The organism is Vibrio sp. Vb1337 (genome assembly GCF_033338715.1).
In the GTDB taxonomy this organism is placed as follows: Bacteria; Pseudomonadota; Gammaproteobacteria; order Enterobacterales; family Vibrionaceae; genus Vibrio; species Vibrio alginolyticus.
On record NZ_JAWOTD010000008.1, the window covers coordinates 191,307 to 204,416 of the forward strand.

Annotated in this window: 14 protein-coding genes; 6 read left to right on the forward strand and 8 right to left on the reverse strand. The window is 43.8% G+C overall.

What is annotated here, in order from left to right; genetic code table 11:
* Window positions 1–42: 42 nt before the first annotated feature.
* The gene (locus tag R7E42_RS11550; RefSeq protein ID WP_318072680.1) at window positions 43–459 is read left to right on the forward strand and encodes a VF530 family DNA-binding protein; all 417 of its coding nucleotides are present in this window, start codon (window positions 43–45) and stop codon (window positions 457–459) included.
* Window positions 460–610: 151 nt separating this feature from the next.
* Here the strand turns inward: R7E42_RS11550 and R7E42_RS11555 are convergent, their stop codons facing one another.
* Window positions 611–1,861 carry a DEAD/DEAH box helicase gene (locus R7E42_RS11555; protein WP_005375545.1) on the reverse strand — a complete coding sequence of 417 codons (1,251 nt, stop codon included), beginning with the start codon at window positions 1,859–1,861 and terminating at the stop codon, window positions 611–613.
* A gap of 494 nt (window positions 1,862–2,355) precedes the next feature.
* On the opposite strand from R7E42_RS11555, the gene R7E42_RS11560 reads away from it, so the two are divergent.
* Window positions 2,356–3,561, forward strand: a complete 1,206-nt coding sequence (locus R7E42_RS11560; protein WP_318072681.1) for an MFS transporter — start codon at window positions 2,356–2,358, stop codon at window positions 3,559–3,561.
* Window positions 3,536–4,492, forward strand: a complete 957-nt coding sequence (gene yidZ / locus R7E42_RS11565; protein WP_213970820.1) for an HTH-type transcriptional regulator YidZ — start codon at window positions 3,536–3,538, stop codon at window positions 4,490–4,492. The genes R7E42_RS11560 and yidZ overlap by 26 nt, the downstream gene beginning before the upstream one ends.
* 246 nt (window positions 4,493–4,738) lie before the next feature.
* Here the strand turns inward: yidZ and R7E42_RS11570 are convergent, their stop codons facing one another.
* Complete coding sequence (locus tag R7E42_RS11570) at window positions 4,739–5,533, reverse strand: helix-turn-helix transcriptional regulator (RefSeq protein WP_318072683.1); 795 nt, start codon at window positions 5,531–5,533, stop codon at window positions 4,739–4,741.
* A 122-nt stretch (window positions 5,534–5,655) separates the two neighbouring features.
* On the opposite strand from R7E42_RS11570, the gene R7E42_RS11575 reads away from it, so the two are divergent.
* Window positions 5,656–6,462 carry a sulfite exporter TauE/SafE family protein gene (locus R7E42_RS11575; protein ID WP_318072684.1) on the forward strand — a complete coding sequence of 269 codons (807 nt, stop codon included), beginning with the start codon at window positions 5,656–5,658 and terminating at the stop codon, window positions 6,460–6,462.
* Window positions 6,463–6,581: 119 nt separating this feature from the next.
* Here the strand turns inward: R7E42_RS11575 and R7E42_RS11580 are convergent, their stop codons facing one another.
* From R7E42_RS11580 to R7E42_RS11590, 3 genes are all read right to left on the reverse strand, one after another.
* On the reverse strand, window positions 6,582–7,607 hold the full coding sequence (locus tag R7E42_RS11580; RefSeq protein WP_318072685.1) for a hypothetical protein: 1,026 nt from the start codon (window positions 7,605–7,607) through the stop codon (window positions 6,582–6,584).
* 281 nt (window positions 7,608–7,888) lie between these two features.
* Entirely contained in the window at window positions 7,889–8,515 is a 627-nt protein-coding gene (locus R7E42_RS11585; protein WP_318072686.1) for a LysE/ArgO family amino acid transporter, read from the reverse strand.
* Window position 8,516: 1 nt separating this feature from the next.
* The gene (locus R7E42_RS11590) at window positions 8,517–9,221 is read right to left on the reverse strand and encodes a B3/4 domain-containing protein (protein ID WP_053350631.1); all 705 of its coding nucleotides are present in this window, start codon (window positions 9,219–9,221) and stop codon (window positions 8,517–8,519) included.
* 45 nt (window positions 9,222–9,266) lie between these two features.
* On the opposite strand from R7E42_RS11590, the gene R7E42_RS11595 reads away from it, so the two are divergent.
* Window positions 9,267–9,869, forward strand: a complete 603-nt coding sequence (locus R7E42_RS11595) for a helix-turn-helix domain-containing protein (protein ID WP_025768446.1) — start codon at window positions 9,267–9,269, stop codon at window positions 9,867–9,869.
* A 306-nt stretch (window positions 9,870–10,175) separates the two neighbouring features.
* On the opposite strand, the gene R7E42_RS11600 is transcribed toward R7E42_RS11595, so the two are convergent.
* Window positions 10,176–11,534 carry a PLP-dependent aminotransferase family protein gene (locus tag R7E42_RS11600; protein WP_318072687.1) on the reverse strand — a complete coding sequence of 453 codons (1,359 nt, stop codon included), beginning with the start codon at window positions 11,532–11,534 and terminating at the stop codon, window positions 10,176–10,178.
* A 161-nt stretch (window positions 11,535–11,695) separates the two neighbouring features.
* Here R7E42_RS11600 and R7E42_RS11605 point away from each other — a divergent pair, with 161 nt between their 5' ends.
* Complete coding sequence (locus R7E42_RS11605; protein ID WP_005389411.1) at window positions 11,696–12,304, forward strand: LysE family translocator; 609 nt, start codon at window positions 11,696–11,698, stop codon at window positions 12,302–12,304.
* A 169-nt stretch (window positions 12,305–12,473) separates the two neighbouring features.
* Here the strand turns inward: R7E42_RS11605 and R7E42_RS11610 are convergent, their stop codons facing one another.
* Window positions 12,474–12,719 carry a hypothetical protein gene (locus R7E42_RS11610; protein ID WP_033906842.1) on the reverse strand — a complete coding sequence of 82 codons (246 nt, stop codon included), beginning with the start codon at window positions 12,717–12,719 and terminating at the stop codon, window positions 12,474–12,476.
* Window positions 12,720–12,759: 40 nt separating this feature from the next.
* Entirely contained in the window at window positions 12,760–12,975 is a 216-nt protein-coding gene (locus R7E42_RS11615; RefSeq protein WP_318072688.1) for a DUF3820 family protein, read from the reverse strand.
* Between the last annotated feature and the right edge of the window lie 135 nt (window positions 12,976–13,110).

Consider the following 13,110-nt stretch of genomic DNA (forward strand, 5'->3'; position numbering starts at 1 on the left):
ACTTTGTTAAACTCCGCCCTTTAATGAGTAAGGCCCTTAAAAATGATGACTAACGAAGAGAGAATCGAGCTGCAACAGAACAATCCACTGCACGGGTTAAAGCTAGAGACTATGTTGCAAGAGTTAGTAGATTTTTACGGCTGGGACATTCTAGATACAGCAATGCGTTTTAATTGCTTTAACACTAAGCCTTCGATTGCAAGTAGCGTGAAGTATTTAAAGAAAACCGAATGGGCGAGAGAAAAATTAGAAAACTTTTACCTTTATCGCTTTAAGCGTATGCCACGCGCGAGCGAAGAAGAATACAACTTACCACCAAGAGCTCGTACCTTCCCTCATGGCCTTGAACCTAAAGAGCCAATGCCGCTAACCGTTGACTCTATTCTTAAGTCACAAGCTAAAGCAGCGTCTGCATTTAAAAAGCGTTCACCTCGCGGACGCCCTGCTCGTCGCCAATAACACTATCTTGAAAAGCAATAGAGCCCTACTGGTAGCTCCAGCAGGGCTCTATTGTTCTTTAAAGGAATGGCTAGAAGCGAAGACTCAAGCTAGTGAGCATTCCCTTTCCCCAGCAACTCCCGTAAGTAAACTCACATGTAGTTTACGTTTTCTATTGATTACGCTTTTTCTTCTTTTTACCCGTACCTGCTGGCTTCGCTCGCGGCTTCATTGGTAAAAAGTAGGCTTCACTCTGATCGTCTTCCACTTCAAAACCGACTACCTGCTCGCGTTCAAGTTGGAACTTATTTTTCTTTTCTATCACTTTGAAATGGTGGTAGTCGTCGTAATCGATAAGAGATAACCCTAAACCTACTTCACCAGCACGACCACTACGACCGATTCGATGCATATAATCAGCAGGGCTACGCGGAAGATCGAAGTTAATCACCACTGGAAGTTTTTCAATATCAAGGCCGCGTGCTGCGATATCGGTGGCAATAAGAACTTGAATCTCGCCAGACTTAAAACCGTCAAGGACACGAGTACGAGCGCCCTGCCCTTTATCACCATGGAAAACTTCAGCGGTAATACCGCGTTTTGACAGCTTTTGAGCTAAATGGTTACAGGCATTCTTAGCATTCACAAAAATCAAAGTCTGTCGCCACTGATGCTGTTTGATTAAGTGCGCGAGTACCGCCGTCTTCTCACCTTTATTTACACTAAACACGCGCTGCACCAAAGTGCTGGCTTCTGCGCTCTGCAACTGAACTTCAACAGGGTCGCGGAGCAACTGCTGAGCCAGCGTCGTGACTTTATCAGGGAAAGTAGCAGAAAATAACAGCGTCTGTTTCTTCTCTGGTAGTAACGCAAGAATCTTATTCAGTTCTTCGGTAAATCCGAGGCTCAACATTCGGTCGGCTTCGTCAAGAACAAGCGTTTTTACTTGGTCCAACTTAATCGCGTTACTGGATACCAGATCAAGTAATCGACCCGGCGTTGCAACAATGATGTCACAGCCACCACGAAGCGCCAGCATTTGTGGGTTCACCGATACACCACCAAATACGGCAACCGTTTTGATCTTATCTCTGAGATGGTATGAGTAAGATTTGACGTTATATGCCACCTGTGATGCCAACTCACGAGTTGGTACTAAAATCAGGTGGGAAACGAAGTTGCCACGGCGATTGTTTGATTCGTCTTGCTGAACAATTTTTTGCAAGATTGGCAGCGAAAAAGCAGCGGTTTTACCAGACCCCGTATTGGCACCACCAATAATATCTTTCCCTTCAAGGATATCAGGAATAGAACGGGATTGAATGGGCGTCGGTTGGCTGTATTCCAACGCTTCTAGTCGCTCGACTAATGTTGGAATCAGGCCAAGGTCGGCAAATGTCGCTTGCTGTGTTTTATCTGTCATTACGATGAGTGGCTCAGTGCTAGTAAAGGCCGTGTATCTTATGCTATTTCGCGTCTGGATGTTAGAAATAATGGCCCAAACAGAAGATTGGTGAAAGAAGCACTATAGGGTTCAGGAACTTCCTTTCACTAACATGAGTTAATGGTTTCGGTAACCAATACTCTACGACCAAGATGGTAGAGCTCACGACAAGCAAAGGGAAAAGGAGCCAGGCACTCTGACTCCTGTAAAGCAAAACACATTGTATTTTGGGGAAAGAGATTACAAAGGCAGGCCACATCCGAATCAAAGGCTTAACCACACTATTTAAGCTCTGTGGTTTTGAGAGCTTAATATAGCTTGAGAAAACTCCAGGTCACTAATGTCCATCGTTGTCTATTTAACTATCGTTACTGATGTCGTATATGGAAATACCTGTTGTCAGAAAGGTAACGCGCCAAGATGAGTAATGTTGCATATCATCCTCGTAAGCCCAATTCCTTCACGAGGTAGTAATGGAAAAAATTAATTTATCCCGATATCTGATATGTAGCTTCGCCTTTGTGTTGCTTTATCCTACGGCAATAGATCTCTACTTGGTTGCTTTACCACAAATCGCCCATGACCTGTCTGCCAGCGAATCACAACTTCATATTGCTTTTTCTATTTACCTCGCTGGTCTAGCATCGACTATGGTTTTTGTTGGGCGAACTGCTGATTGTTTAGGACGCAAACCTGTTGCCATTTGCGGTGCAGTGATTTTTACCCTTGCATCAATGTTCGCGGGCTCTGCTGAGACCAGTAATAGCTTTCTAATAATGCGCTTTTTCCAAGGCGTAGGTGCCGCATGTTGCTATGTAGTGGCCTTTGCCATTTTGCGCGACACTTTAGGTGACCCAAAGCGAGCTAAGGTTCTATCGATGCTTAATGGAATTATCTGTTCTATCCCAGTACTTGCCCCCGTGATCGGCAATCTGATTATGATCAAGTTTCCGTGGCCCGTGTTATTCACTGCCATGGCGATGATGGGTATTGCGATAAGCTTAATTGCTTGCTTTGTCTTAAAAGAAACCTTGCCTAAAACCAAGCGCACAACTTTAAAGGTGAGTGAAGCTTCGAACGAATCACTATCTAACCGCTTTTTCATATCGCGCGTTATTTATACATCTTTAGGCGTCACAGCTATTCTCTCTTATGTAAATACGTCACCAATGATAATAATGGATTCAATTGGTTTTACTCGAGGCGAATATTCAACAACAATGGCACTACTCGCGATGGTAGGTATGACGACATCGTTTTCAGTACCATTTGCTCTTTCTTGCTTCAAACAAACCACATTGATGTTCGCTGCACAAATGACCAATTTTCTGTCGGCTATCGTTATTCTCGCGGCTCACTTGAATAGCGATAGTCCGACACTTTATATGGTAGGATTCACTCTGCTCAGCATGAGTTTTCCAATGGGGTTTGGTTTGGCGATGAGCCAAGCGTTAAGCCAGTTCTCACGCAAAGCTGGACTTGCAAGCTCTATGCTTGGCATAGGTCAGGTTTCTTGGTCTGCACTTTACATTTGGTTGATGGCGACGTTAGGTGTGTCGGCCGTGATGATGTTAATGATAGCGTTGGTTGCTAGTGGCGTTATTGGACTCTCCGTAATATTATTATTTCCAAATCATAACGTTAGTGAGCCTCATGAAGAAATCTCTTGCCCGACTTGATCTTAATTTACTGCTCACTCTGCAATTGCTACTGCAAGAGCAGAGTGTTACTAAAACGGCGAAAAAACTTAATGTAACTCCCTCAACCGTGAGTAAGTCTTTAGGCAAATTGCGCGCTTGGTTTGATGACCCGCTTTTTGTGAATACGCCGCAAGGCCTAAAGCCAACAAATCTCGCGACAAACGTGCAAGTGCTTCTGTCAGACTGGATGCAGATCGGTAACCTGATTGTTTCACACCGAGGTGATGATGTTCCAAGCGGAGTTAAATTTCATCTTGGAGTAGAGTCGCCATTGTCACTCATCATGGCGGATGAACTGACCAAACGAATCCATGATTTTTATCCAGACTCAACGGTAAAGTTCCATAACTGGGATTACGACTCGTTAGACGCCATTACCAGCGGTGAAGTGGATATTGGTTTTACTGGCCGTGAAAGCCATCCTCGCTCCAAAGAGTCGTTAGAACTGCTCCCGTATTTTATTAATTTCGAAGTGCTGTTTTCGGATTTACCTATGGTGTATGTCCGCAAAGATCATCCTGCGCTCAAGCAAGAGTGGAATTTGGATACTTTCTTAAGCTATGCCCACATCAATGTAGCATGGGAGAAAAATGACAGTTGGGCATTGGATGAGATCTTGGCTGAACAGGGATATACTCGAAACGTTAGCCTAACGATGGCGAGTTTCGAGCAAGCTTTATTTGTTGCAGAAAAGCCCGACCATCAAATGTTAACCACAGCACCAAAGTATTGTCAGCGATACTGCGAACAGCTTCACCCCAACTTAATAGCGTTGCCTATCCCCATTGCCGAAGATTATCAGCACAAGCTACTGATTCCATTTACTATGATTTGGCACAAACGCAATAACAAGAACCCTAAAATCGTGTGGTTGAGGGAGACGATAAAGAGCCTGTATGGCACAAGTTGAACGATTAATTTTTTAAATACAATTTAGAACAGCCTCCCTCTTAATGCTATCAATAGCCGTAGGAGTGAAGTCTTGCCTTCCATTAGATTAAGTATTTTAAAATCTTGAACTCTATTATCCACTTCGAAATTGATTTAAGCTCATGCGGGCAGAAAGAAGCTAGAAGCACTTGCTTATGTTGCGTGAGTAAATGAATGTAAACCTCAGTACATAAAAACGAACCTAATTTAGGTAAGCTCTTGGCAACTATATGCCACGACTCGAAAAGTAACGCGTGGGTGAATCGCCATAGACCCGACGAAACATCGCAATAAAGTTACTGGGCGTCGAATAACCTAAAGCATGTGCAATATCTCCCACCGATTCCCCTCGAGCTATCATTTCTAATGAATGTATTAGCAGTACTTGTTGCCGCCATTCACTAAAACTCATGTTTAACTCACTTCGAATCAATCGTCTTAACGTCCGAGATGAGACTGCCCCAATATTGGCCCAATGCTCTACAGAATGCTTGCTGTTTGGGTCTATTAAAATTGCTTGAGTAACTTTTTGCAGTTTCGGATCTCTGGGCAGTGGGATGTGGAGTGACTCATGAGGGCTATTGACGATTTCATCGGATATTACGGCGAGAATACGTAAAGACTGTATGGATAGATCGTCTGTTTTGCTCCATATCGATGCTCTAACCGATAGGGCTTTCAACACATCGCTCATTTGGATAACACAAGGTCTCATTGGAAACCGCTCACAACTCTCTGGAGTAAACAGTAATGAACGACCTTTCAGAGAACCACAAAAATAAACACTGTGCATCGCACCCGGGGGGATCCAACCAGCTCGGTGAGGTGGTAGCATCCACGTTCCTTCATCGGTTTTGACCTGAATTAGCCCTTCATCTATACACAGTAACTGGCCTCGATGATGACTGTGCCAATTATGTGGCCGTTGATCCAAATGGTTGAAGTCGCTCCTTTCATGCTGCCACTCCTTAGCGATAAGTGCGGCGCCATTTTTCCATTCGCTGTAATCAGAGTTTGTCACTTTATTTACTCAATTCTATTTTGGCCATTATTCATTATTTTCTGTCCTCTTAACGTTACCATAGCAAGTTAGCGTTCGAGTAACATTTTAGCAACGACCATTTTATCGAAGGCAGAACCATCATGAACGAACCTATCTTTATTATCTATTACATTACAGCAGGCTTGGGCATTGGCTTTCTCGCTGGACTCGTTGGTGTGGGTGGTGGTGGAATGGCCGTCCCTATTTTTGCGTTTCTATTTTCACTACAGGGAATAGCTGATACGGAAGTAGTCCATCTTGCGTTAGGGACATCAATGGCTTCTATGATTATTACAACATTGGGCAGCATGCGCGCTCACTACAAAAAAGAGAATGTAGACTCGACAATGGTAGTAAAAATGTTGAGCGGAGTTCTAGTCGGAACATTTTGCGCCACATTCGTAGCATCGTATCTACAAGGCGTCTATCTGGCTGGCTTTTTTAGCGTATTCATGTTGTATGTTGCTTATAAGATGTTTCTCAACACTGAAAATGAGTACAATCCGAACCCACATGGGGCTATCGGTAATATCACTGTAGGCTCGGTGATTGGCTCTGTATCAGCACTTGTCTCTATAAGCGGTGCGGGGTTGATCATCCCCTATCTTGTCCAGCAAAATTTTGAGGTAAAACGTGCTATTGGTACCTCTGCTGCGATAGGTTTCCCTATCGCGCTGTCAGGAAGCCTCGGTTACATGTTAAACGGATGGGAAAATACAGATTGGAACAACTTAGTCTTAGGATACATATACCTTCCTGCAATGATCAGCTTCTCCATTAGTAGCTACTTAACTACTAGCCTCGGCGTGCGTTGTGCAGAGTATTTCCCAAATAAAGTTCTTAAGAAAATCGTTGGTATTTTGTGTGTTCTTCTAAGTTTCAAAATGTTGGTACAAGTACTTAGTTAGAGCAAATAATACGGTCACTAGTATGTCTTGCAGTATGGTGGAGGGATAAGCCTGCACAAAACTTACTCCTCGCTTTGCTTACTCGAACAGACAATGTGTAAGAAAGTGTCACATTGTTGCTATTCTTGTGGCTTTGTTAGGCTAGTCAGAATTACATCCAAAATTTTCTGGTGATTGTCCTTTCTGGAAACCTCGTCACGCTCCTGGCAAAGTGCTTCCTCCCCTTCTGATGCGAGAATTTTAATGCCACGCTCAGTACATTCTGCGAACGCACTAAACTGACTCGCACTGGGGATCTCTTGAAACGCCACATTGGGAAGAGCAACAAGTGATTCGGCTGGTGTCAGTGCGGGATGTAGCCGATCAGAGAGCGCCACCACGGTGATAGCATTGTTCATCAAGGCCAGAGTTTCAGGGACAAAAGTTTTCGTTAGCTCAGGGTTGATAACGACGACCGATTTCAGTTTGTTTTCAGACTGAAATCGGGGGAATTTTTGATCCGGGATGCTGGTAATATCAACGTTATTTTCACGTAACCAATGACAGTCTACATTGGTGGCGTTGTGACACGATGTTCGATATTTCTCCGGGCTTATTTGCGCTCCGGAGAGCATCAGCATAGATGTGCCGCCCAGAAAAAAGCCGACCCCCTGCACTGCATCAGTATCTACGCCTCCGGACAGTATCCCGACCGAACTTAATTCGTTCAGCCCAAGCACCAAATCACTGGTTCTGAATGTGATTTCATCAACAGCCATTTCTGCATTGATTTCGTTCGGTGCAGGAGGCTTTGGTACCACAACGACATAACCTTGTTGCGCCAGGCTCGAGGCTATCCAACCACTGTGGGAAAACGCTGACCGTGTTCCGCCCTGCGACAAAAGCACAACGGGAAATTTTCCACTTGCTAAAGGGGCATCTAACTGCGTTTCGACTGATTTAAAAATGTTCCCCCTACCAAACGTGAAATTGTTTTTTTCGTTCGTGGTGGGATACCAATAATAGACTTCTACTGGCTTGTCTCTGTCTTCACTGAATGCCGTTTTGATTGTTAGCGCAGAATGGTATTTCGGCTCATTCGTACTGGCGCTGGCACTGACACATAATGTAGCGAGTAGAAAAGACATTTTTATTTTGGTTTTCATTTTTCCCTCAGCCGGTCAACACATTATTCTGCACGGCATCTAGAAAAATAACGCGCAGGAGATTCTCCATATATTTTGCGAAACATAGCAATAAAGTTACTTGGAGTCGAGTCACCCAAAGCAAGTGCCTACTTTGAACTGCGCCAGCACTCTCTTGGACAGAAATGATTTAGAGCACTTACTTAAATTAGCAAAATGCGAATAACTTCTGGTATGGAAAATCTGTGTCCAATCTGGCAGGAGCAGTTTAGTTATTGGAAATGCAGCTTTATCGAGACGTTCTATATGTATTGGCTTAACAGAGGTGTTGCGAGCTTCAATGCAATACCAAACATGATGCATGAAATCGCAGAATCTAAAATTCTCCATGTTCTTGGCTTACTAAAAAGTGGGATCAACTTGTTAGCCAAATACACTAATCCATAAAACCAGATCCCTGATGCAATCAGTGCCCCTATAACAAACAATAGTTTTTCATCAGGTTCCATTTGAGCAGTCACACCACCAAGGATCACCACCGTATCCAGATAGACATGTGGATTTAAAAAAGTGATAGCCATCGCCATTAAAATGACTTTTAACCAACTCTGGGCAATGTCCGAATTTTCCAACTCTAGGTGACTTGAACCATTCCATGCTGATTTTGCAGATTGGTAGCCATACCAGAAAAGAAATACTACGCCGCCAAGAGTCAAAAGGTCTTTCCATAATGGTGCTTTATAGAGCAGTGTCCCTATACCAAGTACACCAGTACTGATCAGTAGAATGTCTCCAAGAAAGCAGATAGTGGCAACGGACAGTGCGTATTGCTTTTTTAATCCGCACTTTAATAGAAACGCATTTTGGCTACCGATTGCGACAATCAAACTTCCAGAAACAACGGCACCCGTTAACAAAGTATTTATCACATCAAACCTCAATGGATTTTGAAGCAAACACCAACGATTGCTCTATCACTGAATCAGGCATGATCACTTGCAAGTGTTTAATCATTTCTTGCCCCGCCTCCTGCAAGTGTTCTAGTGGCATTTCAGGCAAGCTTTCTAGAATAAACCACATGTTACGTGTGTCAGATTCAATTCGGGTTCTGACACCCTGCCTCCAGTTCCAACGACGACAAGTAACGCCTACTTCATCGCGCCAAATTACTTCCCCAACATCAGGGTTTTCAATTGAAGCCTCACCATTTTTCATGGTGTCAAAGGATTCAGAGCCGTCTGCGATAGTGAGTGTTGGCGTTCCTTGATAACTGTCCATATCTTCACCACCTACGGGTATGGCGTATCGAATACTGATGGCATTATAAATATCCACAATAGGGTCAATGCTCTGCATTCCTCCATCTTTCAATACTCGTTTTCGCAGTGCAGCAGCCGAGCAAGGGGTTCGATTTGGTTTAGCGCCAAATTGACGAAAAACGTCTCCCCACGCATTGATGTGTGATTCTGCCCATGGATAGTCGTTCTCAATGACGGAAGTACATGCTTCTTGCAGAACCCGTTTTGCATACTCTTGGCTCTGAACTTCCGTTCCTTTGACGGATATGCTCAATGCTTTGAACTCTGGTGCAATCTGGGAAATTCGAGCATCGATTGACGGCACTACAACAACCATTAGATAATTCCTTCAGTGATTCATTTTCATGCAAGATACATTACAATGACCAAAAAAGTCAATATATCGACCGATAGTGGCACTGATGCTGATTTCATTAATCAAGCGGTAGCCGCAAGGATCAAGGAACATCGAAAAAGGCTCAAGTTGTCACTGGATGCCCTGTCAAAAAGAGCAGGGATAAGTAAAGGCATGTTAGTAGAAGTGGAGAAAGGGGCAGCTAACCCTAGCATTTCGACGTTGTGTAAACTGTCTGCTGCCCTTGGGATTTCGGTTGCCGATATTGTGAATGTTGCGAGTAATCCAACAGTCAACATCATTGATAAAGAGGACATTCCAACGCTTTGGACTGGCGAGCACGGTGGTAGCGCAAAACTTCTGGCGGGAACAAGCGGCCCAGATATGATTGAGTTGTGGCGCTGGAATATGAAACCATCAGAAGTTTTTGAATCAGCAGGTCATCCACAAGGCACGTTTGAACTTTTTCATGTTGAGTCTGGAATACTCACTTTGAATATTGATGGGAAAGCCATAGAACTGCATGAAGGTCAGTCCGCTATAGCTAAAACGGATGTCCCTCACAGCTACTCAAACCAAGCAGATTCGGATTTAGTTTTCACTATGAGCGTTGCTGAGTTACATCGATAAGCCCACTCATTTAGAGGCGAGTTCAAATAAGATTTATTAAGGCAAAGCCATACTCACAATAGATGGATTAGTACTAGCCCCAAGTAACAATGGGGCACTTTTGCGTTGGAAAGTACTCAACATGAAGGCTCTCGACAAAGATGAATCAACTCGATGCTGCCCAAAAGACGTCTAAGCGAGTTTCAGATTTCAAGTAACTTTTGAGACTTTGAGCACAACTTCGAGCACTTTATGTATATCGGTGTGTTCAATCCTAATAGAGCATTGAATAGTTAGATATTGAGCAATCCATGTGAACTATGAAACTTAAGTTAACCGTTTGATTTGCTCTCTTACGATATCTAAAGCTGATTGCAATTGTAATCGGCTTAATGGACCTGCAAGTGATATCCTCACTGCTGCCGGCACTTCATACCGACCCACAGCAAACATTTCCGCTTCCCTCAATCTGACACCATGTTTCAACAACGACTGGTTAAAGTGATACCCTGTTAATGGCTCAGGCAAAGGTAGCCACACATTGTAACCAGGAACACCAATCTGGATTTCGGGAAATACTGCCTTCCAGATCCGATGACGTGCACTGAGTTCCATCGCTATCTCTTTGTCCACGGCTTGCATAGCTCCGCTAGTTAACCAACGACAAACAAGGTCGATTATCAAAGGGCTAACATACATACAACTGGCTCGTAGCGCACGTTGCAGTAAATCTTTGAACGACAAAGGCAGAATGATGAAACCCAGCCGCAATCCACCTGCAAAGTACTTAGAAAAACTGCCCACGTATAAGGTAATATCTGGAGCGATAGCAACTAAGGGACTTTTTCGATGAGACGGTGGGCAGTAGAGAACATCGTCCTCAATAATCAACACATTGTAACGACGACATATCTCTATGATTTTTAGTCTTCGGCTATCCGTTAACTGAGCTCCGGTCGGGTTCTGTATTCCCGGCGTAAGATAAAGCAGTTTTGGGCGATGCCTCTTACAGTGCAAAGCCAGATCTTCTGGATCTAATCCATGTTCATCGACTTTTACTGGCACTAGCTTTCGTTCGGATTGCTGACATGCATAGATGAACTCTGGATAACACAGCCCTTCAGCAAGAATTGTATCTTTAGGGCGGCTTAGAGATTGAATAATCAACGATATCCCGTGTTGCCCTCCATGAGTCCACACTAGACGCCGTGCATCAATATCGATATTGAATTTGGTCATCAGCCATTGTCGAAGAGTCTCGTTATGACCCCGAATGCCATCAGCGGAGTAGTAATCCAGCACGGCTGCCTGCGCAATTTCCTCGTGTGATAGCTCTTTCAACGCATTCGCAAGAAATTTCGGCTGCGATAATAGCAAAGGTCGGCAACGTGCCAGATCAATGCCTTTTTCTTCCAATACCGGATGATAAAAGTGGTTCAGTTCAGTTTCTCTGTTACGTACATAAGTACCGCTTCCTACTTTTGGTTCCGTTAAGCCCCTCCGCTCTAGCTCCCTATATGCCCTCGTCACCGTTCCAACCGTCACACCTAAGCGATAAGATAAAATACGCTGAGGAGGTAATTTAGTGTCTGGTTCGAGTTCACCACTCTCTATCACCTCAGCAATCGCATCAGCCAGTGCCATAAACTTAGGTCCGGAACGACCCGATATATCAGGGACTAACATTGTCTCTCTCCGAAGGGGTACAATTAATTCTTGTATTCAGGATAAATAAGGCCTGACGAAAATGAAATCAAAGAATTGTCACCATGACGCATTAACTGTAGGTCTCTCTCACTTCATCCCTTTATTCTTGGCTTATCAGCACTAATTTGAGAAGAAAAGAAATGACAACATTATGGGACCTAACTCCAGCGATGAGTTTATTTGCGTTTGTCACCGCCATAACACCCGGCCCAAATAACTTATTGCTCGCCAACTCAGGGGCACAATTTGGTATAAGGAAATCATGGCGACACCTAATTGGTATCCGTATTGGCGTAATAGGGTTAATTCTGCTTTGTGCATGTGGTGTCGGTGTTGCCCTACAGACTCATCCAAGTTGGTATCTCGCTATAAAATACATCGGTCTGGTTTACATGTTCTGGCTGATGATTAAGCTGCTATGTACCAACCCTTTCGCAGGCAAACCCACTAAAAGCAAACCAATCAACGTAACTCAGGCTACGTTGTTTCAACTGGGTAATATGAAGGCTTGGATGGCATCACTTGCTTTGGTCACAAGTTATAGTCTCCCTTCTAACTATTGGTTCTCTGTTACATTGATTACTTTCGTGTTTACGACATTCGGACTGTTTGCAAATATTACTTGGGTCTGGGTTGGTAAAAAAATTCGTATTTATCTCAATACCGTATTAAGACAGCGCGTATTCAACATCAGCCTAGCGACGATAACATTCATATCATTGTTACCAGTTTTGGGGCACTCTGCCTGAATGACAAAGAGCAGAGTTTTGTATGTATAAAATTGCCAATTATCTAAATTCGCATTTCGAGGCGTAACACACTTTGGGACAAAAAAGAGTCAGCCTAACGGTCTGGCTCTTTTGAATGAAAAAATAGTCTGGTGGGAGAACTTGTAAGGCTGTGGCAGGTTACACTCACTTACTCCTTAGGCAGGTGACCAGTTTCCTTCGCAAGCTTTTGCATCGCCTCGGCAAACGTTGTTGTCCCGCCTTTAGCTTTAAGCTGTATTACCTTATATCCCAACTTTTCCAACGCTTGGCGCTCTGCCAAAACAGCTTTGTCATTGTGTTGGCTACCTTGAGCTGGCTGATGAATGTAACATCCCTCTAGTTTACCATCTTCGACCAATTGGTGATGTTTCAGTGCATCGATATCAAAATTCATAATAAGTCTTTTCATTAAGAGTGGGAGTTTCTGTGGCTAGTTACATACGCTTCAAAGGCTTCACGACACTATCTAAGCCTTCAATTTTGAGCGCTAAACATAGCTTGAGCAAATCCCCTAGCTCGCTGCTTGGCCAGCCCTTTTTATCAAACCACAGTAAGTATTCTTCAGGCAGGTCGATTAACACTCGCCCTGCATATTTCCCAAATGGCATTTGCATTCTAGCGAGTTTAATGAGGTTTTCTTTTTCTAACATAAGTGACAGAGAGTTAAGGTAACTCGTCCAAGGGTAACACTGGTTCTCCCTCCTCACCAGCAAATCGCAGTCACGTTTATTTTTGGCGGCCTTGACTCGCTTTATGCTAGAGTACGCGGCATAAAAAATGAGAAC